Source organism: Salimicrobium flavidum (assembly GCF_900156645.1).
In the GTDB taxonomy this organism is placed as follows: Bacteria; Bacillota; Bacilli; order Bacillales; family Halobacillaceae; genus Salimicrobium; species Salimicrobium flavidum.
Genome location: NZ_FTOC01000004.1, coordinates 82,025 through 106,253, shown reverse-complemented (window position 1 = coordinate 106,253; position 24,229 = coordinate 82,025). Strand labels below are relative to the sequence as shown.

The window sequence follows — 24,229 nt, the reverse complement described above, 5'->3', positions numbered from 1 at the left end:
CAGGGAGCGGTCTTTTGTTCATTTAACATTCTTCTTAGTCATGTTTTGTAAGAGAAAAATGTTCGCGTGGAGCGACGAAAAACTTTGATATGACCAGGAGACCGACAAACAGGAAACAGGCTGCGTTCGCGACACTGCCAGAGATAACGGAGGAGGGAAGGAAACCGGCATAAATACCGATATTCCATAAAAAGGCAATCAGAAACCCGGCGATCGCAATTGTGGAAAGGTAAGCAGCGAGCAGTGCACGACTATTGCCGGATGCATTTTTGAGTGTGCTGAAAAGGGAAATATGGTGAAACAAACTATACATAAGACCACCCATAAACAAAGTGATAACGATATAGCCGATAACTTCATTCACGCCAATGTCCCCCTTTTTCAGTAGTAATATAAAGAATAAAGAAAGTAACTTCAGTTAGCAACAGTAAGCCTATGGATTAATAAGAAAAAAGTTAGGGTACAGGTCGTTATCGGGGGGATGAGGATGGATGATAATGAAAGCATGAAAACAAAAGAAGAAAAAGAAAACAAGGAAACAGAGGGGTCTTCAGAAAAGATTGACCGTCCAGGACGTCAATTTTATATACCTTCGCAAATAGTGGAAGAATTCGGAGAAAAAGGCCGCGATCATTTGAATAAACAGCCTTCGGGTCAATTTTTGCTGGCTCTGACCGCAGGGTCGTTTATGACTTTCGGTGCCATTTTTTCCATATTACTTGCGATTGATATCGAAGCGGAAGGACTCTTTTACCTGATGTCCGGTCTCGGCTTCGCCGCCGGGTACGCCATGGTGTTCATTTCAGGTTCCGTACTATTTACGGAAGTCAATGTGCTTTTGCCTTCCTACCTTTTCAACAAGGCCGGATTGATGAAAGTCAACATCTATAAATTCTGGTTCGCGACATATCTCGGCAATATGATCGGCGCATTCGGTGTCGGCGTCCTTATACAGATGTCGGGTTCTCTATCGGATCCTTTCTATACGGAACTGGCGATGTATCTTGATAAAAAAATGAAGTTCATGGACTATGGTGTAGTGGGATGGTTCGAAATACTGGTATCCGGAATATTAGCCAACTGGTTGATCGGGATGGCAGCGTTCCTCGCGACAGCGGCTCGTGATATCACCGGGAAAATCCTGGGTACGACTCTTCCGGTCATTTTGTTCGTCGCGGGTAATTTCCAGCACAGTGCTGCCAACATGGGTTATTTCAGTATGGGGATCCTTGCTACGGATCAGTATACATGGTATGAATATATTTTCTTCAATCTGGTACCTGCGAGTATCGGTAACCTGATCGGAGGAGGAATTCTTGTATCATTGTTATTCTCTTACGCTTACAAGGAAGATATCCAGACCTCACTTGGAAACGGAAATAATAAAAAATAGAAGAATCACTTATGATTAACGCTCTGTTATCATTCCTTGTTGATTTTCATCTCTACGGGTGGAAGCTTGCCGCGGGCATGACGTCAACTTCCGGAATCTCCCTACGGTCGATTCCGGTGATTTTCCGTTCATGCTCATCCCGCAGGCGTCTCCACCCTTCGTTTTTAAATCAACAACAGGCTTTAACAGAGACGTTCATACAAAGGCGTTTGCACCATGATCTATGAAAATTCTTGAACGCTGTTTATGGTATGTGTTTTTAGAATGGATGCAGAGAAAGGCGGCGACTCCGACGGGAACTCGGGCAGCTGAAGACCCCGCAGTGAAACGAGGAGGCTGAAGCGTTGCCTCTGGATAAGCGTCCGCCTGAATATTTATTTTCAGGGTAGCCATGATTAAACGAAACGGTATCAGGGAAAACCATTAGTAAGAACCAATGAATAGGAGGCTAATGATGGCAGATAAAAAAGGCATGAGCGAGAAAGTTAAAGGTGTCGTCAACAAAGTCAAAGGGGAAGCGAAGGATCAGGCAGGTAATGCGACAGATGATCCGGATCTTCAGAAAGAAGGACAGAAACACAAAGCAAAAGGTAATGTGCAGGAAGAGATAGGAAAAGCGAAAGAAGATAAAGATAAATAAGAGTCTGCCCGCGGGCAGACTCTTATTTATGGATATTAGCACCGATGTTGCGGATCTCCTCTACCGTTTCCGGATTCTCGAGCGCGCTCAAATCTCCGCTCTCCTGATTAAGATAAGCGGACTTGATAGCACGGCGCATCACTTTCGCATTACGGGTCTTTGGAAGATCACTGACGATATACACTTTTTTCGGAGCCATCGCTTTGCCCATTTTTTCAACGAGGAGCTCTGTAAGCTCTTCCGTCAGCTGATCAGAATTTCCATTTTTCACTACGACGAATCCTATCGCTTCTTCTCCCTTCACTTCATGCGGAGCACCAATAACACCCGCTTCTACGACATCTTCATGTTCGACGAGGACGGATTCGATTTCCGAAGGTCCGATCCGTTTCCCTGCGACGTTCAAAACATCATCGGAGCGACCGGTGATCTGGAAATAGCCTTTGTCATCCACCGTAGCCCAGTCCCCGTGTACCCACGTGTCCGGAAATCTGTCCCAATACGTGCGGTGATAGCGATCGTCGTCTTTATAGAAGCTCTTCGTCATACCGACCCACGGCTGTTTCAGCACGAGTTCCCCTACATCTCCGGATAAAGAGTTCCCCTCGGTATCATAGACATCCACATCCATTCCTGGCAGTGCTGCGTTGAAGGTGACGGGCTGAATCGGCTTGACGAGGACGTTCCCGAGCATCCCCCCGGATATTTCCGTACCTCCGGAATAATTGAAAATCGGCACCTGTTCTTTTCCTACATGCCGGTAGAGCCAGTGCCATGGTTCCGGGTTCCATGGTTCACCTGTGGAGCCTATGACACGGAGGGAAGAAAGGTCATGACGCTCCACCCAGGATTCGCCGTGTTTCATCATCCCGCGGACGAGGGTGGGGGAAATGCCGAGATGAGTGACCTGATACCGATCTACGAGCTCCCACAATCGATCGGGCTCCGGATAATCCGGTGTGCCTTCAAACATGACGATCGACGCTCCATTTACAAGTCCGCCGTAGACGAGGAAAGGACCCATCATCCAGCCCATGTCCGTAAACCAGAACAGTGTGTCGTCTTGACCGACGTCCATACAGACACCGGCATCAAAAGCGGCTTTTGCAGGGAACCCGGCATGGGTATGTACCGCGCCTTTAGGTTTGCCAGTGGTTCCGGACGTATAAAGGAGCATGAACGGGTCGTCCGCCTGTTTCTCTATCGTATCCACTTTTGCATTTGCCTCTTTGACATCTTCAAACCGGATGTCCCGCTCCCTTTTTTCATAGGCTTGTCCGGAACGCGAGACGACGATGACGTGTTCAAGTGTCGCGGAACCTTCAGCAGCAAGGTCGGCTTCTTGTTTCATTTCTACTGTTTTTCCTCTTCTGTAAAAGCCGTCTGCCGTTATCATCGCTTTCGCCCCGGAAGCATCGATTCTCGTCTTCACTGCCTCCGCCTTATATCCGGAGAAAGCGGGGGAGAATACCGCTCCTATTTTGGAAATGGCAAGCATACTGATCAACGTCTCCGGAAGCATCGGCAGGTAAAGGGTGACGATATCTCCTTCGTTGATGCCAAGCTTCTGTAACCCTTTTGCGAAGCCGTTCACTTCTTCTTCAAGTTCCTGATAAGTGTACTTTCGCTTATCGCCGTTGTCCCCTTCCCAGAACAATGCTATCTCGTTCTTTTTCTTTTCATCTTTCGTCCATTTATCAAGGGCGTTAAGTGTTGCATTCGTCGTTCCCCCGAGAAACCAGTTCGGGTGGGGGATGCCCTTAGAGAGATCGAGTGTTTCTTCGTAAGGGGTGAACCACTCGTAGCCGATTTCTTTCATCGCTTCATCCCAGAACCAGGAAATATCCGTCACCGTCTGCTGCCGGAATGCTTCATAGTCATTATATCCAAGTCTTTTCATCCATTGGTAAAGTCTGGTCGCCTGTTTACTTTCTTCTGAGGGGATCCAAACGTCTTCGTATGTAGTCATAGAATCTTTCCTCCTTTTGGTAACCGCTTACATTCATTATATCGAAATCAGGGAAAAGAAGAAACTGCCACAGGAAAGAATGTGTATGGTACGATTAAAATACCAGTATGGAAGAGGGGGAGAAGTCGTGAAAAAAATAGTGATCATAGCTTTTGTTATGGGATTGCTAGCAGGTTGCAGAAGTGACACTCAAGCAATTTCATTAATTGACCAGGAAGGAACCCTCATTGGTAACAATAGCGGTGTGACGACTATTGTGAATGCTTTGGAAAATGGTGGTTCAGTAGAAATGATTGAGCTGCAAACGAAAGCCGAACCATATGGGCTAGCGGTCCAGTACGATAACGCTTCCGTCGGAGAGACCGGGGATTGGATGCTTGAAAATGCAGTGAAATCATTCATATTGATCGATAATGTAGAAATGGTAGATATTAATGTTGGATCCGAGACCTATTCCTACTCAAAAGAAAAATTAGAAGAAGAATACGAAAAGGATTTTGATGATGTCACGACTGAAAAAGAATGGGAGGAAGTTAATGGATGGATAAATTAAAGGTCATCAACCTGATCAGTCTTGTACTCGGTATCGTGTTTCTCGTTTATTTTTTAATAACAATGTTCACGGATGTAATGATGTCTTATTGATTGTGATACCGATCCTGTTCACTCTGAATGCCATACGTGACTTCTCAGACGGGCGGAAAGTTCTGGGATTTGTGAACGTCACGATTCTGACTATCTTTTTGATCCTCGTAGTGGTGGAATTATTTTGAAGGATGTTGAGGTATGAAAATCAGGAAAGGTGGTATAATAGAAATATCGATTCGCTTCATCTTTTTTGCGGGAACGATCTTCCTAGCACTGTATGGGTTGATCACCGGAGATTTCAGGTATCAGTATCTCATGCTTCTCGGTCTTTCCGGGGTCCTGATGATCACCGGAATCGATGATTTTGAAAAAGGGAAAAAGTTCTGGAGTTTTGCCTCATTTGGTGTAGCCGTCTTTTGTCTTATCGTTTCTATGCAGGTATTTTTCATGGAGAGAGATTTATAATTTACAGAGAAGGGTATATAGGTAACTATTTATAAAATTCTAAAGTTTCGTTCACAGGATGGGAGGAGACCCCGGTGCTCAAAGATTATCAAACCGGAATATTTTTTGATGAGATGATGCAGCCAGACGCAACTCCGAAACCTCATTACCAGTGGTTTTATCAACTGGTGCAAGAGTTTTCCGAACAGGAACTTATGGAAAAGCACGAGACTGCCCAGCTTAATTTTTTGAGGCAGGGCATTACGTTCACCGTTTATAATCAAGGAAATCAATTGGAGAGGACGATGCCTTTTGATTTCATTCCGATCATCATCCCCGAAAAGGAATGGGATACGATAGAAACCGGGATGAAGCAACGGATGAAGGCACTTAATCTGTTTCTCGAAGATATTTATAATGAACAAAGAATCGTAGATGAAGGAGTTATACCTAGAGATCTCGTCGAAAATAATCCCTATTACTATTATGATCAGGTGGCTGGAATCAATATCCCTCTTCAAAATCATATTTTCCTTTCAGGTGTCGACCTGATCCGGGACGAGTACGGACAGTACAGAGTACTAGAAGATAATCTTCGGAACCCGTCGGGCATGTCCTATGTCTTCCAGAACCGTTACGTTATGCGCCAGGTTTATCCGGAACTGTTTTTCAATCACTCGATCTGTACACTCGAGCATCAGATTTCCGAGCTGCACCAGGCAGTGATGAGTCATGTGCCGGATGGATGTGAGGGAGAAGCGACGGCCGTGCTTTTGACTCCGGGCAGTTATAATTCCGCTTATTATGATCATATGTTCCTCGCGCAGCAAATGGGGATTGAACTTGTCGAAGGTAGAGATCTGCTTGTGCAGGATGACGTGGTCTACATGAAAACGATCCGGGGACTGAAACTTGTGGATATCATTTATCGCAGGATCGACGATGATTTTCTCGATCCCGATGCTTTTCGTCCGGATTCCACCCTGGGCGTCAGTGGGCTTCTTAATGCATATAAGAAAGGGAATGTCGCCATCCTTAACGGAATAGGGAACGGGATCGCCGATGATAAAGCGATGTATGTATATGTGCCGGATATGATCCGTTTTTATCTTGGGGAAGAACCGCTGATCCCTAATGTGGAAACGTATTTTCTGAGTGACCCGGAGAGACTTGATTACGTGCTACGTAACATGAAGGACCTGGTCATCAAAAATGTCGGTGCCTCAGGAGGGTATGATATGCTGATCGGACCTCAGTCCACAGAAGAGGAAAGAGAGGTCTTCCGGGAAAAGATCACCCAGGAGCCCCATCAGTATATAGCCCAGCCTACCATTAAATTATCCCGCGCACCTGCTTATCAGAGCGGCCGGGTTTATCCGTGTCACGTAGATCTTCGTGTGTTCGTTATGAACGGCAAGGAGATGAATGTTCTACCTGGAGGATTGTCGCGTGTAGCTTTGAAGGAAGGCTCACTCGTCGTGAACTCATCCCAGGGCGGCGGCGGAAAAGATACGTGGATTCTCTCGGAAGGGGGCGGTGTGAATGCTTAGCAGAACAGCAGATGCCCTGTATTGGATGGCCAGGAATCTGGAACGATCGGAGAACAATGCCCGTGTATTGAATGTACAGCTGATCCACATGCTTGAAGCTGCCGATCGGAATATATTAGACCGGGACTGGGAAGAAGTGCTTGAGATCTGTGCGTCGTATGAAGACTATATGACTCGTTATTCCCGTATGGAGCGAGGGACGATGATCGAGTATTTGACCACCAGCCCTATCAATCCTAATTCGATAGAAGTATGTATGAGTATCGCAAGGGATAATGCGAAAACTACGAGGGATATCGTTCCCACTGAGTTATGGGAAGTACTTAATGAATTCCATCTTGATTATCAAGACAATTCTGACCATATGGACACGCTGTCCCGCACGAAAGATTATTTGAAAACGATTACCCGAACATCGATGACGGCCCAGGGCGTCATCGAATCCACGATGAGTCGGGGGATACCTTATACATTCATCAAAGTCGGCAAGTGGCTCGAACGCGCTGAGAAAACGGCGCGTATCCTCAATGTCATCTGTGAAAAACAGAAACGTGAAGAACTGCAGCATACGGCCGATAATTATTATTACTGGCTTGCGGCCCTTCGATTTTTGAATGGGTACGATTCCTTTATCAAGGAGCATCCTCCTACAATGGATTCCGCCTATGTGCTTGATTTCCTTATTCGTGAAGAATCCTTTCCAAGGTCCATCGCTTATTGCATGAAGCACATTGAAGAAGCGGTCAAAGAACTTGAAGGCGGGGATGTGCGTCATTATTCAGAAGAGCTGTTTCGTCTTCTGGAGATTATCGGAACAGAAATCAATGAGACCTCGATCCATGAGATGAATATGGAAGAGCTTATGGTGTTTCTTGATCATTTCCAGAAACAATGCACCGCGCTGAGCAGTGTGTTTATGGAGACGTATTACCTCTCAGCACCGACACCAGTGAGATGAAAGGGAGCAGAATATTCGATGAAATATCAAATTGAACATACGAATACCATTAATTATGATAATTTCGTAGACCAAAGTATGAACCATATCAGACTGAAACCCCGTTCTGATGAATGTCAGAGAGTGCTGGCGTACAAGACGGAAATTACCCCTCTTTCCATGACGAAAGAACATCTGGATATGTGGGGCAACCATGTGGAAACGTTCTTTATTCCGGAGAAGCATGAGCACTTGACTGTGAAAACGATGTCGACAGTAAGCATCCAGAAAAGTCCATTGATTTCCATGATTCATTACTCTGATGAAATGAAAGAGATTTTCCACTCCAGTTTATTTCGGAAACACTACCTTGCTTTTTTGAACGAAACGCCTTATACGTTCATGTACAAAGAACAGATTGCCGCTATTACCAAAGACGTGGGTGACCCCTCAGACCCTGTTCAGTTCCCGATTGATCTGATGAAATTCGTTCATGATACGTTGATCTACAATACGTGGACGACAAATGTTGATACGAAAGCATATGAAGCCTGGCCATTGCAGGGCGGAGTTTGTCAGGATTTCGCTCATATCATGATCGCAGTATTACGGGCGAATGGGATTCCGGCCCGCTATGCGAGCGGCTATCTGTATATCGGTGAAAACTCGGCACTCGTCGGGGATGCGGCGACTCATGCCTGGGTAGAAGTGATGATTCCAGGAATCGGTTGGGTCGGTCTTGATCCGACGAATAACGTCGAAGCGCTCGAGAATCATATCCGTATCGGTACCGGTCGTGATTATGCCGATGTCAGTCCACTGCAAGGCGTTTATCGTGGTGGTGGTCAGAATCTTGATGTGAAAGTAAACGTAACGCTTATCGATCAGTAATCCATAAAAGAAAAAAGTCAGGAAGCTTGTCTGTGACAGCTCCCTGACTTTTTTCTTTTACTTTTCTTTATGATACACTTTTATAGAGGAAAATATTACAATTACACCCATCTGTGTGGAATTTAGTGAAGCAGGTTAGTTGTTCTCCGGTGAAAATTGCTGTAAGCAGAGTGGTCATTCCAAAAGAATGATGCATGAGAGGAGTGGCAAGTTGAAGATTCATAAAAATAAGTGGCTATATGTATTGCTGTCACTTCCTTTTCTATTATACTTTTTCTATTTCCAAAATAATTCCCTTGTAGTAAGTGACTATACGGTAAGTTCTGATGATTTACCACAGGCATTTGATGGATATAGAATCGTTCAACTATCCGATCTGCACAATAAGTCGTTCGGAAAGAATCAAAGGGACTTGGTACAAAAAGTCGAAAGTTCAGCACCGGATTCGATTGTGTTTACAGGCGACCTGATTGATTCTACCAAGTATAAGGAACCACCCAGTTTGATATTGATGGAAGAATTGGTTCAGATTGCACCCGTCTATTACGTCACAGGGAATCACGAATGGGAATCCGGCAGGTTCAATACTTTCGAGGAAAAACTAACCGATATCGGTGTGCAGGTGATGAGGAACAAAACAGAACGAATTGCCAGAGATGGTGAGGAGATTCTGATGACGGGGATTGATGATCCGGCGAATGCAGAAGAATCCATTTCCAAAAATGCTAGAACGAAAAAGAATATTACGGATGCTATGGGAGAAATGAACGAAGATGATTTCCAGATTCTTTTGGCCCATCGACCTGAGATGATTTCTCTTTATGCGGAATATGGATTTGATGTCGTTTTCTCAGGCCATGCTCATGGAGGGCAATTCCGGCTTCCTTATACCGGTGGTTTATTTGCACCGGGGCAAGGGTTTTTCCCTGAGTACACATCAGGAAAACACATGTTGGATGGTACAGCGATGATCGTCAATAGAGGTCTCGGGAACAGTATCATCCCAGTGAGAATTTTCAATCGACCGGAAATCGTGACCGTGACTTTGAAATCAGAAAGATGATCACTTCTTAAGGTTTAAATTTTAATGGTACAAGAAACTCAGATAGAGGAGTTGCTGATTGAAGGTGGTAGGCCTTTTCTTTACAGCATCTTAGAAAGCGACTACGAGGAGGGATAAGCATGGAAATCCGTAATGTCCAAAGTGAAGATTATTACATACTTTCCCCGCTGATTGATGAGTGGTGGGGTGGCAGACAAATGTCAGCAAAGGTGCCGAAATTGTTTTTCGATCACTTTCATGACAGCAGTTTTATTATAGAAGAAAAAGGACAAATCATCGGTTTCCTGATCGGGTTCATGTCTCAATCAAATAATGAAGAAGCATACATACATTTCGCAGGTGTTCATCCCGAGTACAGAAAGAAGAATGTTGGAAAGAACCTTTATGAAGCATTCTACCAGTCAGCTTCAGAGAGCAATCGATCAGTGGTTAAAGCTGTCACGTCCCCGGTGAACAAAGCATCTATCGCTTACCATAAGCAACTGGGTTTCCGTGTCAAAGACGGAGATAAAGTAGTTGATGGCGTTACTGTTACTGCAGATTATGATGGCCCGGGAAAAGACAGGGTGTTGTTTGAAAAGGAGATATGCAGACATACTAGTAAATCTCATTGAATAGGAGTAGGGTGGGGGGAATATTGAGAGACCTTGACTATTCCATGAAATGAAAAAGGATTATCCACGTACAATCCTTGGGGATCAACTTCCTTAGATAGAATGAATGAAAAGGGTGATTTGATGATATTTCGTTTTCTGATTACGATGATGCTTATTATATCAGGACTCCTATTGTTTATAGAAGATGTCTCTGCAAATGATGGAAAAGAGATATCGATAAATGGAGAAACAATGGATGTTCACTTTACGAAACTTTCCGGAGATGGATATCAGTACGAAGTTATACTAGAGGATGGTCAGACTTATTTTTATGAAGAAAATGAAGAGAAGAATCTGATAATTGACTCCGGTACACTCACTGATGAAGAATCGCGTATGGCAAGAGAAGCTATCTATAAATATGAAAATCAATACAGGGAACCGGCGGAGGGAAATGGAGACTCCGGGAACCCGGCTGGTATATTTTTTGTTGCAATAGGAGCCTTCCTGCTTATATCTCCAAGAACGGCATGGTATTTAGAGATTGGATGGAAATTGAGAGATGCCGAACCCAGTGAACTTGTACTGATTGCTAACAGAGTAGGAGGAGGCATTGCCGCAGTCATAGGTATATTAGCATTGCTTTAATACATAGAGAGTTAGCAAGATATTGAACGTAGAATCAGAATGCCTTAGGATGCTGTCGCTCTTGAAACCAGGTGAGTTACCTAGGTCTATCAAAATGTTTAGCGGGAATTTTAAATATCGTTAAAGGGAGGTAAGGTATATTAATGCTTTTTATTTTCTAAGAGCCATGTGGCTAGTACTTTTGACAATCGGGATACTTCAGTTTTTTGAACTTCCTTCCTACATAAGTCTTGGTTTATTATTATTTGCTATTGGCCTGGGTGCGATTGGATGGATCAAAAAATTCGGGTGAAGAGGTGATATGTATGTATTTGACCACTGCGAACAGCGGTTTTTATCTAGGAGATGCGATTTTCCAGATATTTTTCTTGAGCATAGTACTCGCAATTATTATAGGTGCTATTTCTTTAGTCGTGTCGTTCATTAAAAGAGGGAAGCGGCTGGAACGTCTCGAGTCGAAAGTGGATAAGCTGGTGAAAGACAACGAAAGAAATCAGAATAATAATCACTTGTAATCTATGTGCGGTAGTGAATTAAAAGCTTGTACTTCCGCTTATCCCTGGGGCAGAAAAGGATTGAAACAGTGAAAGGAGCGAACGAATGGGGCTTTTATCAGTTATAGGAGCAGTCATTTTGTTGATCGTAGGAAGCTATACACCACTCGGTATTACGAATGCTTTCATTTTCGTCGCTACTATGTCTTTGGTGGGGATAATCATGCAAGTGAGAAAATCGATTAAGACAGAACGTAAAAATAATTCATAGGGAGGGTTTTTTATGAAACGCTCATTAGGCATGGTACTACTTCTGATATTTCTGGGAGCTTGTAATGACAGTTCTGAATCAGAGAAACTTTACCCGGAAGAGGAGGGGGTTCATAACGGTCTGATTGTTTACGATGATGAGACGGACGGATTCGAAAACCCTGAGTTCCTTCAAAATCTTAGCGATACCCTGACTGATCGCTCCAAGCTAATATCTGAAGTGAAGATGATGACAGAAACCTCTGTCACTGAACAATACGAAAACCTTGATGTCCCCGTCACGCCTTATTACATATTTTTTGACATGAACGGAGTAGCGATCGAGACGCAGGATAAGCAAGAAGCGGAAGATTATCTGTTAGAAGAGGCAAAAAGCAAAAATCTACTTAAAAAAGAGGAGACGACAATTGATTACGCTTCGGACGGCCTCTCTTATGAGAGTGTGGCGGAAGAGTTAGAGCAATTCGATTTCGATTACCGTCTTCCGTCTGAATTACCTTTCGATGTAAAAAGTATAGACGTCACCAGCCCATCACCGAATCAACCGATCATGATGGTGGATTATATGGGCGCGGAAGGGGGAGAGTTCCTTTCACTGATGGTAACTGCTACAACTATAAATACGAATTCTGATACTGATAAAGAAGAAGTGGAGCTTAACGGAGTCACCGGTAAATATTATGTGAATGAACAGGGAGCGAGGTTTCTAGTATGGGAGAAAAAAGACGTTTCTTATCAGTTGACTGCTCATAAAGATAGTCAAGTCGACCAGAATGATCTTCTATCCATAGGAAAGTCAATGAAATGAATGTTTTCAACCGGGGGAGTCTATCCCCCCACCTCTTTAGAGGTTAGGTTAGACGAGGGAACTTCCGAGTAGGAAGCTCCGGCTTTTCACAGCGGATTATGTCGGGCTTCCCAATTCAAGTTCGTCATTGATCGTTCTCAATTCCTGCCGGAGTGCTTCCGCCCCAGCATTTTCGATGTGCAGCTGTTCCAATTCCTCATCAATGGCAGAGACCTGATCGTAAAAGCTTTTCAATTCAGCTTTTGTGGATTCCGAAATCCTATCGTTGTTTTTCATTTCCTGGAGTGCTGAAGATACCGGACTGGCAAAATAAACTTCAAAGTTTATTGGAATAGCGGCATGCTTTCCTATAGGGGTAGCGTTTCCGGTTACGTCAGAAAGTTTATCAAGATGTTTATCTGTAAGATGCAGGTTTTCGTTCAATTTTTCTTCTTCATCGAATGAATCCACAACACGACCTAACATCTCAGTCATTTTGTGATGGGAAAACGTGTAGTGTAATATCAGGTCTTTCTCTATTGTCTTTGTTTCTCTTTCTGCTTGAAAAGCGAATATACCTAGCGCGATACTCACAGCCAGTAAAAGAAAAGCGGCGATTCTCCATTTCTTCATAGACTATTCTCCTTCATTTTAGACATCGAAATAACTGTTGTTTCATCAGAGCTGATAAGTTCACTGTTTATGCTACCATAATAAGTAAAAGACGTGAAAGGTGAACAGGCAAACGTGGTGAACTGATTTCAACTTGGAAAGGAGCAGATCGATGAGCTATTTTTTCAGAAAGATGAACCAAAAAGAAGCGGAAGAGATCGCTTATAACTGGAATTATAAAGGTGTGTATTCTTTTTATGATCTGGAAGCTGACGAAGAAGACCTCGTTGAATTTCTGGATGAAAAGAAGAGAGGGAATCGTACATATTCTGTATTCGAGGGGGAGAGTCTTGTCGGTTTTTTCTCCTGGACTTACAAAAACGAGGCAGCCAATATAAGTCTAGGGTTACGTCCGGACCATACCGGCCAGGGAGAAGGGCTCAGGTTTCTCGAAAGCTGTCTCGAATTTCTTGATTCTCCTGCTGTGACGCTTGATGTCGCTCTTTTCAATGGGCGGGCCATCCGTGTTTATGAAAAAGCAGGGTTCCGGGAAGTATATCGATTCAATCAGGAGACGAATGGAGATTCTTATATTTTTGTACATATGGAAAAAACGGCAGAAAAAAGTATACGTCGAAGCTATCCATTGGGCTCAAACGATAGATTAGGAGATGGATCGACCTTCCCTACCGATTAAACAACACCCCTGGTCCGAAGAAATCTCTTCGGACCAGGGGTGTTGTGTGTTTCAGTTCAAAGTCATACTTCTTTCGATAAATGCGGCCAGTTCATGTCTTGAGACTGTCTGATCCGGCTTGAACGTACCGTCTTCATAACCGAGCGTTACGTTGTTGGCAGCAAGAGTCTCGATGAAAGGGTGGGCCCAGTAGGATTCTGAGATATCAGAGAATGTATCTGTCGTTTCAACAGGGTCCATGTCAAAGGCATTGACGAGAATCTTGGCCATCTGTCCACGGGTGAGGGCATCGTCTGGACGGAAAGTGTTATTCAAAAATCCATCCATGACTCCTTCCTCGGAAAGTTTTGCTATGGACTCATAAGATACCATGCTTTCATACACATCAGTGTAAGAAGGAGCTTCTGGCTGAGCTTTATCCAGCACGATACTCCGGTCAAGCATCAGCATCGCTTCTCCGCGGGTAACATCCTGGGCCGGTTTGAAGTTGCCGTTTTCATAACCCTGGATGATTTTCTTAGCGGTCAGGTAGTCGATGCTGTCGATGGCAAAACTGTCCGAAGCGACATCTTCAAATTCGACAGCCTCCTGGAGCTTCATTTCTTCCCAGAATTCATTGGCGATCACCTGATGACCGAGTTCATTCGGGTGGATATCTTTCGGGTCCGGCAAATAGTCCTTCGCATTCCGGTTGATCGCTTCCGAAGTAGGTACGAATGTGCTTTCCGTAGCAGCGGAAGTCTGGCTGATCACCCGGTTCATTTCATCAAGAGCGAGGTCCAACATCTCTGTCTGTTCAGCTTCCAGATAAGGATACGGGTTGTAGTATCCCATAACATAAACATCAGCTTCAGGATTCAACGAACGGATATCAGAGACGGTGTTCGCGAGGTTAGCTCCGATTTCTTCGAGTTTTTTGGAAAATGATTCAGGATCATACGTCACTTCTCCCGTTTTATCATCTATAGCTAATTCCTCGAGCACATCGTTAGCACCAGCAGATAGTGTGATGACGTCAGCATCACGGACTGTAGCACGGATACCTGTGTCATCGGCTTCCGCAGAAGGCATGCGTACATCTTCCTGCAGATCGTTCAGCACGTCTTCAGTCGTGTAACCAGGATAAGAATACTGATTCGTGAAACTGTCGAGTTCTCCTAGTTCATCAATATGATGAGCCAATAGATCCGCATATCCATTTTCAGGAACACTTTCCGTATCCCAGGATGGGGTGACTCCATAGGCGAGTGAATCTCCAAGGGCAACGTAGTCGATCTCGTCCTCTGCAAAAGTCGTAATCGGTGCCGGGGTAATAAAAGCGACAAGTATAGCGGTGATTACAGTAAGTCGTAAAGATAGTAATGGCTTCTTCAAATGATCCTCTCCTCGAATATGTATTATGTATCTTAGTTGGACATAAAATTATACATACCCTTTTTCCAGAGATTTCAATCCTTTAATTTTAAAAAATTTATGGATAAAGATGTTTGAGGGAGAGGTATGAAATTTTCTTCTTATTGTAGCCACTCATTCCTTCTAATCCTTTTCACTTGTTTTATAAGATTTATAACAATGAAAAGAGTAAAGGCTGCAAACAAAAGCAGCGCCCATCCTTCGGTGATGAAGGGTAACATTCCGTAAACGGTGAATAAATACGAAATTACAAGGGCGAGCGCTGCGAAGATACCGTTCACTCTGTCATTTTTCAGCATACCGTACCTCCTAAGTCATTAATCTGAAAAAGATTTTCTCCATTATTTCGTTCATGATAACATACATTTGGAAGAAAAATGGTTATTGTAAAGGATGGGATTGATGAGTGATGAAGACAAAAGTCTGTATTGGATGATGGGGATTGGGTATCTCGGGATCAGCCTGATTTTTGCAATGATCGTAACCGAAGGGTTTGATAGAGGAAGAAATGAGGACTTCAACGGAGAGATAGGTTTCGCATTGATGATTATGTACATCTACCATCTGGAAAAAAGGTTCGGTATCCCGAGAAAAGTAAGATACGCAGCAAGAGGCGGGATGCTTCTAGTAGGAGCGACAGTTGCTGCTTTCATCCATTTTTGAATTCCTGGTATTTTACATAGAGCCTCCTTCATTAAAAGAAACCCCTCCGAAGGGAAAACGGAAGGGCACTGTTCGGAAATTCTTTCTCGATGTTGCGTGTACAGATGAGTATGCCTCCTGGAGGAAGAGGAGGTCTTTCCACTATTGTTCTTCAATTCAGAAGAACACATCCCCATTATAATTGGGAATTATATCCTTGTCTATGCATCAGTGGAAGAAACGTTGACGATTTTTTGACGACCCTCTCCATGTTTTTCTTCTCGTATTTTAGGATACATTAGTAGAGGAAGAGAAAGGAGAGTTTAGCATGAAATCGTTGGATAAAGCTAAGAAACATAATATAGGGCTGGGTACGGCCCCGCTCGGGAATATGTTCCGAGACGTACCGGAAGAAGAAGCATTGGAGACGATCAGGAACGCCTGGGATCAAGGTATCCGTTTATTCGACACGGCACCGTTCTATGGAGCGGGGCTTGCAGAAGAGCGATTGGGTAAAGTGCTATCGGAGAAGAATCGCGATGACTTCGTATTGAATACGAAGGTCGGCCGTTATATGAAATCAGAGACAGAAGAAAAAGAGGGTCTGTTTGAATACGGGCGTGACAATGAGGTTGTGACGGACTATAGTGCAGAGTCTACACGTAAATCGATCGAACAGAGTCTGGAACGTCTTCAGACGGATCGACTCGATATGGTCTTCGTCCACGATGTGTCGCCTGATTTCCACGGGGACGCGTGGATCGAGAAATTCGACCAGGCGCGTAAAGGAGCTTTCAAAGTACTCGATGAAATGAGAGACGAAGGAGTCATCCAGGGCTGGGGGCTCGGTGTGAATACGACGGCCCCGATAGAGCTTGCTATGGAACTCGAAGACGTACACCCTGACGTATGTCTTTCCGCTACGCAGTACACACTCCTTCAGCATGAGCGCGCATTAGAGCGTATGATGCCGCTTGCTGAAGAAAAAGGAGTCGATATCGTAGTGGGTAGCCCTTACAATTCAGGCGTCCTGCTCGGAGGGGACCATTTCGACTACGGCGAAGCGGATGAAAGTATCCTGGAGCACGTCCGCCAGCTGAAGGAAATCGCTGATAAACACGACGTTCATCTGAAAGCGGCAGCGTTGCAGTTTTCTACAGCACATCCGGCTGTGTCCTCCATTATACCGGGATCGACGCGACCGGAACGTATCGAAGAAGATCTGAAGATGATCCAGGTCGATATCCCGAAAGCATTCTGGGATGAGCTGGTATCCAAAGGCTTCATTTCCGATAAAGCCCCTCTACCTGAATAATGATTAACGACCCTCTGCCAAGTCAGGGGGTCTTTTTATGTTAAAATGAAGGAAGCCCCCCAGGTGGAGTGGAATGGTAAAAGCAATACATAGACGGGGAAGGATGAGAGCATGGAATTTATCATGGATATGCTGATCGGCGTCGGTCTCGTATTCTTCATCTTGGTGTCCTTTGTTATTTTCTATACAATCAATAACCGGAAATGAGAGGGGAGATTTCAATGAAAAATGTAACGCCTTTCCTGATGTTTCAGGAACAGAATGCAGAGGAAGCGATGAATTTCTACACTTCTTTGTTCGACGATGCAAGTATCGAGCACATAAAACGGTATGAAGACGGGACGGTGATGGAAGGTTTCTTTACGTTAAGTGGCCAGGGGTTCCGTTGTACGGATAGCCCTATAGAACACAATTTCGCATTCACACCTTCATTTTCTACGTTCATCGATTGTGAGACAGTAGCGGAATTCGATAAGCTGTATGAAGCTTTACAGGAGAACGGGGAAGTGTTGATGCCGGAGGGCGATTACGGATTCAGTCCGAAGTTCGCGTGGGTGAATGATAGGTTCGGTGTCTCCTGGCAGATCAATCTTCCGAAAGAATAGGAGCTTCCTCCTCTTCTTTTACATAGATAAAGAATTCGTTTATCATCTACAGGGGAATTTTTCTCTGCCTATGACAGGACAGAATTATAGAACTAGATCAGCAACAGGAGGATACGTAAGTGAGTTTTTTGAGGAATAATGGATACGAGTATTACGATTTGAAAGAGAAGTTACAATATAACCGCATGGAAGAAGACCTGGAAGAAGTGAAGCAGGAATTCGAGGGGCTGCCAGTGGACGCCTATGCGAAAGAACTGAATCGATACAGAAAATACGCCCGTGCGGTCATCATACCGGGAACAGACGAGGTGCAATGGCTCCCTTCGATCCAGACGGAAGAAGGGGAGATGTACAAGTACTTCCAGGGAAGCTTCAATCCGGAATACACGAACAGTGCCAGAGATTTTCCGGCGATATCAGCGGGGTTACGGTCCAACCGTTTGCTGAATGATATTGTGATGTTCGACTACAAGCAGACGTTCTGGCGGGAGGAGGATATGCTCCTTCCTGTCCACGCAGGCATCCATTTTGTGAAGCTTGAAGTGGAGAATGAAGATGACATAGCTGTGTCTTCACCGAATCACCTGCATCAGGACGGAGAACCGTTTACGTTCGCTCACCTCATTCATCGTCAGAACGTGGAAGGCGGATTGAACGCTATCGGTACTCCCGAAGTGGCAGGGAATGTGCCGGAAGAGGTGGAGGATAGCCAGTTATTGAAAAAGATGACACTGACAGAGCCGCTGGAATCGTATGGAGTTTTCGATCCGATGGTGAGTCATTACGTTGCGCCCGTTACTAAAGGCGAAGAAGACATGAAAGGGCAGCGTTCGATGATCCTGATCGATTTTCAGCCGACGGTCTGCCCGGATCCAGATGAGATTTCGGCTCAATTGAAGAAGAGTAAGCTGAAATTCACTAAATAAAAGAGGTGCAGAGACTGAAGATGGGTCTCTGCACCTTACTAATAAAGCTGAAATATCTGGAGAAACTTAGAGAAAGGGGGGGGTTATGCGGAATATCAGCTCATTATTCTACATCATTTTATTCTTCTTTATTCTAATGGGGTGTCAGAATGATAACCTTGACTTCAGTGAAAATATTTCGAGTATCGAAGTATATGAATGGGAGAGTGAAGAACTGGTGGCTACGATTGAGGATGAAGAATTCATAGATGGGTTGGTGAAGGAATTGGATAACGCCGCGACCGAGTCGACAGCGAATAAGGATTTTGCATCGCCTGAGTTTGAACTGCATTTCAAGAGTGGGGAAGACACTCTCCTTGAAATGGGGTATTATACAAAAGTTATGAATTTTGATGTAGAAGGTCGTTATTGGAGTCATACAGAAGGGCTCATGTATGGTGTGGAACTTCCGCTGCCACTCGAATAATCTTATGTTTTTGGCTCTGTTAAAGCCTATTGTTGATGATAGGAACGGAAGGTGGGTACGCCTGCGGAACGCGCATGGAAGGAAAATCACCCGTATCGACCAGAGGGAGAAACGGGAAGTTTCCGCCATGCCCGCGGCAAGCTGCCACCTGAAGAGACGAATATCAACAACAAACGATAACAGAGCCATATTTTTAAAACTGAGAATTTGATCCAAACGCCTGAAGTCTTAATTGAATTGAGCTAATTTGGTGGGAACGGATAAATGGAAAAATCCTTCAGTTCCTTTACCACCCTGGAAACAGGAAGTCCCATCACTGTATAGTAATCCCCATTTATCCGTTTTACGAACATGGCACCGAGACTCTGGATACCATACGCACCAGCTTTGTCATAAGGGTCTTCGGTTTTCACATACCAGTCGAGTTCCTCCTCAGCAATCTCCCAAAATTCCACTTCGGTAGTTTCTGTGAACAGCACCTCGTTTTCTTTGGAGCAGATATACACGCCTGTGATTACTTCGTGCACATCTCCACTCATAGATCTCATCATTTCCCGGGCTTCGTCTTCGGAAGCAGGCTTCTCAAATATCTTCCCCTGATAGGAAACGACGGTATCAGCTGAAAGAATCACTTCTCCGTCCTGGATATGTACGTCTTTTCCTTTATTCCAGGCGAGCTGTTCGACCTTTTTATGCGGATCGGTTTCTGTGATCAAAGATTCATCGAAGTTCTGTTTTCTTAAACTGAAAGGAATATGTACCTGATTGAGAACTTCCTGTCTCCTTGGTGATGATGAAGCGAGAATGAGGTTATTGCTGGTCATGATGATGCCTCCCTTGCTTCCTCTTTGATCATATTGAATGCTTTTTCTTCTATTTTACTTGCCACTTCATGCTCATCCCCAAAAAACAATGCAGCACTGTTACCGGCACGTCCTACGGTCATGGATGCTTTGAAAATATTTCTATTATCAGGATTAACATAAATGAACCCCGTCGTATTTTCTTCAGTATATGTAGTGTTGTCGTTATGTTCGGACTCTAATTTAGTATTTTCAAGTATTGCATCATATCTGATCCTGTAGTAGGTATTTCCTTCATAGTTCACGGTTACAACTTTTCCATCCCCTTTGAAGTTATAACTTTTTTCTTCTATTTCCACGGAACCGGTAATCGTTGTTTGAGAAAACGATTCAGTATTTTCGTTCTTAGTAAGATGGAGGGTCAAATCCAATTGACTATTATCCTTATTCATATTCTTAAAATCCTTGTGAAACACATTGCTCACTGATTCAGACAATTGTTCAGGGAGATGCTTATTGTCATGCTTTGATAAGGGCGCTTCGATTTTTATAACGTCTTCATTATCGGTTTCCGTTTGACTAGTGGAAGCTGCAGGTTCACTACTTATACTCTGCAACGTGAGTATGCTGGTTAGTAAAATTGCACACCCGCTTCCTATTGAAATCATTAATTTTTTGATAAGCCTTCCTACCCTTCCGTGAAAAGTTATTGTAAACGACAACAAACAGTTTTCATACTTTTTTGAAAATACCACACAGCTTCCATTATGTCCACTATTTGTAAGGGTGATATTATGTGGTACGATTGCTGATCAACATGGCACATCTTCTTCAGAAGGAACACTCTTTGCTGAGGAAGATGTATTGAAGAAGGAAGAATTGAAAGGAAATGCGAAGCATCAGGCTGAAAAAGTATTGGAGGAAGAATTGGCTGTTGAGAGTTCAGGAGCTGGAACAGGGCACCTTTACCGGGATAGCGGCGCAGGAGAAGTACATAAATTCAAAGGAAACGACGAGGAATACAGAATGGTAGTCAGCTCACGCGGGGGTCATCTTCTCGGGGTAACAATGTCTTCACCTGAAGTTTATCCGGTCCATGGTGATTTGGAAGAGGTCGCACTGCGTATGGTCAGGGTATCAGAGGTGCCAGGAGAGGGGTGGAGAGCGGACAGTCTTGAATTGGAAGATGAGATAAGAGTATCTATCTTTCAGACGGAGGACAGTGTAGGACAAAGGAATAATGCTGTAGAGGCAGAGTTTCACAAGCGCGGAGAAAGGTTTGCGTTGATGTCGATTGATTTTTCCTTTGCCTATAAAGACAAATCAGACCAGAATGTTTCTGCGGAAGTATCTCCGGAAGAAGCGAAGGAGGCTCTCAGTTCTTCAGTGACTGTGGAGGGAGAAGCGAAACTCACACAGGTTGAAAGTTCAAGTGAAAAAGGAGTTGGTTTATATTTTTGATGTATCAGGAATCGATGGTTTTTCGCAAGCTCTTGTAAATGCGACATCTGGAGAGTTTATTAAAGTGAGATAAACCTAAATGAGAGGTGGTTACTCTGAGTACTCGATTAAAAATAATAGGGCTTGGGTTTATTGCATTGATCATTTTTGGTGGAGGTTATTACGCCGGAAGTATTGGGAAGGAAGAAGTTTCAATAGAGGTAATATTTGGCTATCCAAGCAGTGAAAACCCTGATCAAGTTGATTATTCTCATACTTTCAAAAATACAGAACACCAGGCTATCGTGGATAACTTACTTATGATTTATCTAAACAAAGAGAAAGTGACGAGCGTGGACGTGGATGTGAATCATCCGGATATTTATATGCAAGTAATTAGTCCAAAGCGATCCACCAGCTTAGTCGACTCAAGAATATGGTTTACGGAAGCAGGACCTATAATTGGGCAGCGAGACGGTGGAAATTGGGACAATAATATAGAGTATTATAGAATTGATGAAAATGACGGAAGATACATCCAAGAAATAATTGAGGATCAAAAGGAAGAACGTTCTTGATAAACAGATGAAAATTACAGGAGGAGAGAAAGTGACGAAGTTTCATAAAATCTTTTTTTTAGCTAAGGTCATCCTAGTGATTTTGCTGTCACTAAAATCGGAGGTATTCTAGTGAATCTCGAGAGTTTAGCTTCTATATTAAATTCTGTTATAGCAGTAACTGGTATTGTAATAATTGCGACATACTATGTGTTTTCTTATTCACCTCAAATTGCGTGCGCTAGGTATATTGCTCATCGTGGCTTTACCTTTAATTGTCGCAAAGCTAGTAGTTCATAGTAAACTGAAGCAGGAAATTAATATTTTCTTAGATATTGTATTCTTGATCATCGTGGGGTATTATCTTGTTCGTTTCTCAATTTTTTAGCACTTAATTAAGAATTATCACTATTTAGCTGACCCTTTAAGTGGTGAATTGTTGTGTGCATCAGTGTAGCCGCTGATTCTTTTATCAGGCTGATTCCTCAGGCCCCTGCGATTATTGCCTATAGAATATATAATGGACTCGTTAATCTTGGTTTTCACTTTTAGGGACGTGTTATGTTATTTAAAATACTTTCAGGGAGGGGCAAAGATGAGATGCAAGTATGTTATATTTTTAGCTATTCTGACTATCTCAGCATTGGCCGGTTGTCAGAATGATGAAACTGATATCAATGTGGCTAAAACCTTTCCTACAGAAAAAGAGGCTATCCATCAATTTCTTAAAGAAAACCCGAATAGCGATGTGGAACGTATATCAACTACTAATGAAGAGAATATATTTTTGAAGCGTTCTGGCAATAATCAGTACAGTTTCCATGATATGAAGAGTGTAGATGATGGCTATTCCGTTGTGAAAATAACTGTTACCCTCTCCCTTCACAATACGATTGCAGGTTCTAGTGAAGTGACGACTACGAAGGGGGAAGATTATACATTTCAGATAGTGAAGAAAGGGAAGCTAGAAGAACTTCCTTCTGCAGAAAGAAATCATTCATTTTCAGATTTATATAGAGGAGACATTAAGTTGTCTTTGATTGAAAGGCATACTGCGGAAAGTAGTAACGGAAGCTTCACAGAGAACGTTATTGATTCTACAGATACGATTTCAGACTAGGATATTTTTTCTAGATATGAGCAATAAATTATTATGTCTGTGCTTGAAGTTAGAACTATAGAACCTTACATTGCTCCATCTGGCAAGTATTTCAGCATTTTGAATTGATTGGTGGAGAAAGAGAGCCAGAAGGTGATAAAGAAAGGTCCACCTATGACTGATTATTAGCTTTCATTCTAATTTTTTACAGAGCGCGAGCGGTAATCTTCTCCATGGATTTTTTGTTCGATCGTTTCTTCATGGCTGATTATTTGTATTCACCAAATACCAATGAGTCACTTATTTATCTGGTCGGGGTTGTACTTCTTGTACGTATATACGAAGAATTTATATACAGGGGTTTATTGCAATACTATATTAACGTGAAAATCGGTAGAGTAATAGCTACCCTGATTTCTGCGCTTTTATTCGGTTTAATACATACGGATTTTGTTCTGTTCGGGATTGTGATGGGTTTATGCTTCGGTTCTGTTTTTTAAATGGCTATCCTGAAAATAAATATTCAGGCGGACGTTTATCCAGGGGCAACGCTTCAGTCTCATCGTTTCCCTGAGGGGTCTTCAGCTACCCGAGTTCCCGCTGGAGTCGCTCCCTTTCTCTACATTCATCCTATCAAAAAAATTATTAACAGCGTTCAGAAATTTCTATAGACAATGGTGCAAACACCTTTGCATGGACGTCTCTGTTAAACGCTAGTGTTGATATATTGATTTTCAGGAACTAGGGGACTGGCATCAAAGGAATGAAGTGACAAAAAATGAGATGTTGATAAAATGTAATTTTATTCTAAATATAGAAACCTATGATAGGATGAATTTATCCAATTTTTCAACATGAACAAAGCTCTTTTCGACTAATGGAGCTGTTGTGTTCAAGAGTAGAATTAAGAAGGAGAGAGAAAATATGGGATGGTTATTGATTTCTGCAATAGTATTTATGATGGGGTCATATTTTGTAATGATTGGTCTCTGGGAATTAAAACTAGGTAAGGAGAGAAAAAAATTTATAGTTTATATGTTAATTGGAGTATTTTTAACATTCGTACTTCCATACATTATGCAATTACAAAAATTCATAGGTTAGTAGGCTTATTTAACGCTAACAGTTGTGTTAGTTTGATAAGACAATAATTCAATAAAGGACTTCCGTATAATTGGGAGTCTTATTTTTCTATAAATATCAACACTGAACTTTAATAGAGCCTTTTAAATAAAGAATTCGCTTGCTGCCGCCATTGCTCTCCATACTGTTTGGAATGCCATTGGCAGTTTCTAATACTTGTTGTAAATAAGAGGACCGTTTTTTTCATCGATGGAAAGTATAGTCTTGGAGACTGAATTTTGCTATGCTTTTTTAAAGAGAA

The 24,229-nt window shown here is 43.1% G+C and carries 32 protein-coding genes; 25 read left to right on the top strand and 7 right to left on the bottom strand.

Going from position 1 to position 24,229, the window contains the following annotated elements; genetic code table 11:
* Positions 1 to 34: 34 nt before the first annotated feature.
* A complete protein-coding gene (locus BW944_RS07450) occupies positions 35 to 364 on the bottom strand; it encodes a hypothetical protein (protein ID WP_076558318.1) in 330 nt (109 codons plus the stop codon).
* Positions 365 to 487: 123 nt separating this feature from the next.
* Between BW944_RS07450 and BW944_RS07445 the strand changes: the two genes are divergently transcribed.
* Together BW944_RS07445 and BW944_RS07440 are read left to right on the top strand one after the other, a co-directional pair.
* Complete coding sequence (locus tag BW944_RS07445; RefSeq protein WP_076558316.1) at positions 488 to 1,393, top strand: formate/nitrite transporter family protein; 906 nt, start codon at positions 488 to 490, stop codon at positions 1,391 to 1,393.
* A 454-nt stretch (positions 1,394 to 1,847) separates the two neighbouring features.
* Positions 1,848 to 2,033, top strand: a complete 186-nt coding sequence (locus BW944_RS07440; RefSeq protein ID WP_076558314.1) for a CsbD family protein — start codon at positions 1,848 to 1,850, stop codon at positions 2,031 to 2,033.
* A 22-nt stretch (positions 2,034 to 2,055) separates the two neighbouring features.
* On the opposite strand, the gene BW944_RS07435 is transcribed toward BW944_RS07440, so the two are convergent.
* Positions 2,056 to 4,002 carry an AMP-binding protein gene (locus BW944_RS07435; protein ID WP_076558313.1) on the bottom strand — a complete coding sequence of 649 codons (1,947 nt, stop codon included), beginning with the start codon at positions 4,000 to 4,002 and terminating at the stop codon, positions 2,056 to 2,058.
* Between the two features lie 85 nt (positions 4,003 to 4,087).
* Here BW944_RS07435 and BW944_RS07430 point away from each other — a divergent pair, with 85 nt between their 5' ends.
* The 11 genes from BW944_RS07430 to BW944_RS07390 all read left to right on the top strand — a co-directional run bounded on the left by BW944_RS07430 (position 4,088) and on the right by BW944_RS07390 (position 12,291).
* The gene (locus BW944_RS07430) at positions 4,088 to 4,555 is read left to right on the top strand and encodes a DUF4825 domain-containing protein (protein WP_076558311.1); all 468 of its coding nucleotides are present in this window, start codon (positions 4,088 to 4,090) and stop codon (positions 4,553 to 4,555) included.
* A 233-nt stretch (positions 4,556 to 4,788) separates the two neighbouring features.
* Positions 4,789 to 5,055 (top strand): DUF3953 domain-containing protein, encoded by a 267-nt coding sequence (locus tag BW944_RS07425; RefSeq protein ID WP_084193669.1) that lies wholly within the window; start codon positions 4,789 to 4,791, stop codon positions 5,053 to 5,055.
* A 74-nt stretch (positions 5,056 to 5,129) separates the two neighbouring features.
* The gene (locus BW944_RS07420; RefSeq protein WP_076558310.1) at positions 5,130 to 6,584 is read left to right on the top strand and encodes a circularly permuted type 2 ATP-grasp protein; all 1,455 of its coding nucleotides are present in this window, start codon (positions 5,130 to 5,132) and stop codon (positions 6,582 to 6,584) included.
* The gene (locus tag BW944_RS15245) at positions 6,577 to 7,542 is read left to right on the top strand and encodes an alpha-E domain-containing protein (RefSeq protein ID WP_234983139.1); all 966 of its coding nucleotides are present in this window, start codon (positions 6,577 to 6,579) and stop codon (positions 7,540 to 7,542) included. The genes BW944_RS07420 and BW944_RS15245 overlap by 8 nt, the downstream gene beginning before the upstream one ends.
* A gap of 18 nt (positions 7,543 to 7,560) precedes the next feature.
* Positions 7,561 to 8,412 (top strand): transglutaminase family protein, encoded by an 852-nt coding sequence (locus BW944_RS15240; protein WP_234983137.1) that lies wholly within the window; start codon positions 7,561 to 7,563, stop codon positions 8,410 to 8,412.
* 211 nt (positions 8,413 to 8,623) lie between these two features.
* Positions 8,624 to 9,475 carry a metallophosphoesterase gene (locus BW944_RS07410; protein WP_076558308.1) on the top strand — a complete coding sequence of 284 codons (852 nt, stop codon included), beginning with the start codon at positions 8,624 to 8,626 and terminating at the stop codon, positions 9,473 to 9,475.
* A gap of 119 nt (positions 9,476 to 9,594) precedes the next feature.
* Positions 9,595 to 10,089, top strand: a complete 495-nt coding sequence (locus tag BW944_RS07405) for a GNAT family N-acetyltransferase (protein WP_076558306.1) — start codon at positions 9,595 to 9,597, stop codon at positions 10,087 to 10,089.
* A gap of 123 nt (positions 10,090 to 10,212) precedes the next feature.
* Positions 10,213 to 10,719, top strand: coding sequence for a DUF6199 family natural product biosynthesis protein (locus tag BW944_RS07400; protein ID WP_076558304.1), 507 nt, complete (start codon positions 10,213 to 10,215; stop codon positions 10,717 to 10,719).
* A 305-nt stretch (positions 10,720 to 11,024) separates the two neighbouring features.
* Entirely contained in the window at positions 11,025 to 11,234 is a 210-nt protein-coding gene (locus BW944_RS07395; protein WP_076558302.1) for a hypothetical protein, read from the top strand.
* An 85-nt stretch (positions 11,235 to 11,319) separates the two neighbouring features.
* Complete coding sequence (locus tag BW944_RS15010; protein ID WP_159438195.1) at positions 11,320 to 11,484, top strand: hypothetical protein; 165 nt, start codon at positions 11,320 to 11,322, stop codon at positions 11,482 to 11,484.
* A gap of 12 nt (positions 11,485 to 11,496) precedes the next feature.
* Complete coding sequence (locus BW944_RS07390; protein ID WP_076558300.1) at positions 11,497 to 12,291, top strand: DUF4367 domain-containing protein; 795 nt, start codon at positions 11,497 to 11,499, stop codon at positions 12,289 to 12,291.
* 96 nt (positions 12,292 to 12,387) lie between these two features.
* Here the strand turns inward: BW944_RS07390 and BW944_RS07385 are convergent, their stop codons facing one another.
* Complete coding sequence (locus tag BW944_RS07385; RefSeq protein ID WP_076558298.1) at positions 12,388 to 12,903, bottom strand: hypothetical protein; 516 nt, start codon at positions 12,901 to 12,903, stop codon at positions 12,388 to 12,390.
* Between the two features lie 151 nt (positions 12,904 to 13,054).
* Between BW944_RS07385 and BW944_RS07380 the strand changes: the two genes are divergently transcribed.
* Positions 13,055 to 13,579 carry a GNAT family N-acetyltransferase gene (locus tag BW944_RS07380; RefSeq protein ID WP_076558296.1) on the top strand — a complete coding sequence of 175 codons (525 nt, stop codon included), beginning with the start codon at positions 13,055 to 13,057 and terminating at the stop codon, positions 13,577 to 13,579.
* A gap of 51 nt (positions 13,580 to 13,630) precedes the next feature.
* Here BW944_RS07380 and BW944_RS07375 read toward each other — a convergent pair whose 3' ends face one another.
* Both BW944_RS07375 and BW944_RS07370 read right to left on the bottom strand, forming a co-directional pair.
* Positions 13,631 to 14,953: an S-layer homology domain-containing protein gene (locus BW944_RS07375; protein ID WP_076558294.1), complete on the bottom strand. Its 1,323-nt coding sequence runs from the start codon at positions 14,951 to 14,953 to the stop codon at positions 13,631 to 13,633.
* A 140-nt stretch (positions 14,954 to 15,093) separates the two neighbouring features.
* On the bottom strand, positions 15,094 to 15,291 hold the full coding sequence (locus BW944_RS07370) for a hypothetical protein (protein WP_076558292.1): 198 nt from the start codon (positions 15,289 to 15,291) through the stop codon (positions 15,094 to 15,096).
* Between the two features lie 103 nt (positions 15,292 to 15,394).
* Here BW944_RS07370 and BW944_RS07365 point away from each other — a divergent pair, with 103 nt between their 5' ends.
* The 6 genes from BW944_RS07365 to BW944_RS15320 all read left to right on the top strand — a co-directional run bounded on the left by BW944_RS07365 (position 15,395) and on the right by BW944_RS15320 (position 19,126).
* The gene (locus tag BW944_RS07365; RefSeq protein ID WP_076558289.1) at positions 15,395 to 15,655 is read left to right on the top strand and encodes a hypothetical protein; all 261 of its coding nucleotides are present in this window, start codon (positions 15,395 to 15,397) and stop codon (positions 15,653 to 15,655) included.
* Between the two features lie 307 nt (positions 15,656 to 15,962).
* Positions 15,963 to 16,949 carry an aldo/keto reductase gene (locus BW944_RS07360; protein WP_076558287.1) on the top strand — a complete coding sequence of 329 codons (987 nt, stop codon included), beginning with the start codon at positions 15,963 to 15,965 and terminating at the stop codon, positions 16,947 to 16,949.
* Positions 16,950 to 17,170: 221 nt separating this feature from the next.
* On the top strand, positions 17,171 to 17,554 hold the full coding sequence (locus BW944_RS07355; RefSeq protein ID WP_076558284.1) for a VOC family protein: 384 nt from the start codon (positions 17,171 to 17,173) through the stop codon (positions 17,552 to 17,554).
* Positions 17,555 to 17,673: 119 nt separating this feature from the next.
* Positions 17,674 to 18,480 carry a 2OG-Fe dioxygenase family protein gene (locus BW944_RS07350; protein WP_076558282.1) on the top strand — a complete coding sequence of 269 codons (807 nt, stop codon included), beginning with the start codon at positions 17,674 to 17,676 and terminating at the stop codon, positions 18,478 to 18,480.
* 85 nt (positions 18,481 to 18,565) lie between these two features.
* Positions 18,566 to 18,946, top strand: coding sequence for a hypothetical protein (locus BW944_RS07345; RefSeq protein WP_076558280.1), 381 nt, complete (start codon positions 18,566 to 18,568; stop codon positions 18,944 to 18,946).
* Positions 18,947 to 18,997: 51 nt separating this feature from the next.
* Positions 18,998 to 19,126, top strand: a complete 129-nt coding sequence (locus BW944_RS15320) for a hypothetical protein (protein ID WP_268794095.1) — start codon at positions 18,998 to 19,000, stop codon at positions 19,124 to 19,126.
* A 62-nt stretch (positions 19,127 to 19,188) separates the two neighbouring features.
* On the opposite strand, the gene BW944_RS07340 is transcribed toward BW944_RS15320, so the two are convergent.
* Positions 19,189 to 19,770 (bottom strand): Maf family protein, encoded by a 582-nt coding sequence (locus BW944_RS07340; protein WP_076558278.1) that lies wholly within the window; start codon positions 19,768 to 19,770, stop codon positions 19,189 to 19,191.
* The gene (locus BW944_RS14860; protein WP_143525679.1) at positions 19,767 to 20,504 is read right to left on the bottom strand and encodes a hypothetical protein; all 738 of its coding nucleotides are present in this window, start codon (positions 20,502 to 20,504) and stop codon (positions 19,767 to 19,769) included. The genes BW944_RS07340 and BW944_RS14860 overlap by 4 nt, the downstream gene beginning before the upstream one ends.
* Positions 20,505 to 20,613: 109 nt before the next feature.
* Between BW944_RS14860 and BW944_RS07330 the strand changes: the two genes are divergently transcribed.
* The 5 genes from BW944_RS07330 (at position 20,614) to BW944_RS07310 (ending at position 23,949) form a co-directional block, all read left to right on the top strand.
* Entirely contained in the window at positions 20,614 to 21,210 is a 597-nt protein-coding gene (locus BW944_RS07330) for a hypothetical protein (protein WP_076558274.1), read from the top strand.
* Positions 21,211 to 21,347: 137 nt separating this feature from the next.
* Positions 21,348 to 21,767 carry a hypothetical protein gene (locus BW944_RS07325; protein ID WP_143525678.1) on the top strand — a complete coding sequence of 140 codons (420 nt, stop codon included), beginning with the start codon at positions 21,348 to 21,350 and terminating at the stop codon, positions 21,765 to 21,767.
* 574 nt (positions 21,768 to 22,341) lie between these two features.
* On the top strand, positions 22,342 to 22,866 hold the full coding sequence (locus BW944_RS07320) for a hypothetical protein (RefSeq protein ID WP_076558271.1): 525 nt from the start codon (positions 22,342 to 22,344) through the stop codon (positions 22,864 to 22,866).
* A gap of 212 nt (positions 22,867 to 23,078) precedes the next feature.
* Positions 23,079 to 23,345, top strand: coding sequence for a CPBP family intramembrane glutamic endopeptidase (locus BW944_RS15450; protein WP_076558269.1), 267 nt, complete (start codon positions 23,079 to 23,081; stop codon positions 23,343 to 23,345).
* Between the two features lie 424 nt (positions 23,346 to 23,769).
* Positions 23,770 to 23,949, top strand: coding sequence for a hypothetical protein (locus BW944_RS07310; RefSeq protein ID WP_076558267.1), 180 nt, complete (start codon positions 23,770 to 23,772; stop codon positions 23,947 to 23,949).
* Positions 23,950 to 24,229: the final 280 nt, after the last annotated feature.

Excerpts from the sequence above, each read along its gene's own strand:
- BW944_RS07445 (WP_076558316.1), top strand. The coding sequence starts at position 488 with ATGGATGATAATGAAAGCATGAAAACAAAAGAAGAAAAAGAAAACAAG.
- BW944_RS07440 (WP_076558314.1), top strand. The coding sequence starts at position 1,848 with ATGGCAGATAAAAAAGGCATGAGCGAGAAAGTTAAAGGTGTCGTCAAC.
- BW944_RS07435 (WP_076558313.1), bottom strand. The coding sequence starts at position 4,002 with ATGACTACATACGAAGACGTTTGGATCCCCTCAGAAGAAAGTAAACAG.
- BW944_RS07430 (WP_076558311.1), top strand. The coding sequence starts at position 4,088 with ATGGTACGATTAAAATACCAGTATGGAAGAGGGGGAGAAGTCGTGAAA.
- BW944_RS07425 (WP_084193669.1), top strand. The coding sequence starts at position 4,789 with ATGAAAATCAGGAAAGGTGGTATAATAGAAATATCGATTCGCTTCATC.
- BW944_RS15245 (WP_234983139.1), top strand. The coding sequence starts at position 6,577 with ATGCTTAGCAGAACAGCAGATGCCCTGTATTGGATGGCCAGGAATCTG.
- BW944_RS15240 (WP_234983137.1), top strand. The coding sequence starts at position 7,561 with ATGAAATATCAAATTGAACATACGAATACCATTAATTATGATAATTTC.
- BW944_RS07405 (WP_076558306.1), top strand. The coding sequence starts at position 9,595 with ATGGAAATCCGTAATGTCCAAAGTGAAGATTATTACATACTTTCCCCG.
- BW944_RS07400 (WP_076558304.1), top strand. The coding sequence starts at position 10,213 with ATGATATTTCGTTTTCTGATTACGATGATGCTTATTATATCAGGACTC.
- BW944_RS07395 (WP_076558302.1), top strand. The coding sequence starts at position 11,025 with ATGTATTTGACCACTGCGAACAGCGGTTTTTATCTAGGAGATGCGATT.
- BW944_RS15010 (WP_159438195.1), top strand. The coding sequence starts at position 11,320 with ATGGGGCTTTTATCAGTTATAGGAGCAGTCATTTTGTTGATCGTAGGA.
- BW944_RS07390 (WP_076558300.1), top strand. The coding sequence starts at position 11,497 with ATGAAACGCTCATTAGGCATGGTACTACTTCTGATATTTCTGGGAGCT.
- BW944_RS07385 (WP_076558298.1), bottom strand. The coding sequence starts at position 12,903 with ATGAAGAAATGGAGAATCGCCGCTTTTCTTTTACTGGCTGTGAGTATC.
- BW944_RS07380 (WP_076558296.1), top strand. The coding sequence starts at position 13,055 with ATGAGCTATTTTTTCAGAAAGATGAACCAAAAAGAAGCGGAAGAGATC.
- BW944_RS07370 (WP_076558292.1), bottom strand. The coding sequence starts at position 15,291 with ATGCTGAAAAATGACAGAGTGAACGGTATCTTCGCAGCGCTCGCCCTT.
- BW944_RS07365 (WP_076558289.1), top strand. The coding sequence starts at position 15,395 with ATGAGTGATGAAGACAAAAGTCTGTATTGGATGATGGGGATTGGGTAT.
- BW944_RS07360 (WP_076558287.1), top strand. The coding sequence starts at position 15,963 with ATGAAATCGTTGGATAAAGCTAAGAAACATAATATAGGGCTGGGTACG.
- BW944_RS07355 (WP_076558284.1), top strand. The coding sequence starts at position 17,171 with ATGAAAAATGTAACGCCTTTCCTGATGTTTCAGGAACAGAATGCAGAG.
- BW944_RS07345 (WP_076558280.1), top strand. The coding sequence starts at position 18,566 with ATGCGGAATATCAGCTCATTATTCTACATCATTTTATTCTTCTTTATT.
- BW944_RS07340 (WP_076558278.1), bottom strand. The coding sequence starts at position 19,770 with ATGACCAGCAATAACCTCATTCTCGCTTCATCATCACCAAGGAGACAG.
- BW944_RS07320 (WP_076558271.1), top strand. The coding sequence starts at position 22,342 with ATGAGATGCAAGTATGTTATATTTTTAGCTATTCTGACTATCTCAGCA.
- BW944_RS15450 (WP_076558269.1), top strand. The coding sequence starts at position 23,079 with ATGGATTTTTTGTTCGATCGTTTCTTCATGGCTGATTATTTGTATTCA.
- BW944_RS07310 (WP_076558267.1), top strand. The coding sequence starts at position 23,770 with ATGGGATGGTTATTGATTTCTGCAATAGTATTTATGATGGGGTCATAT.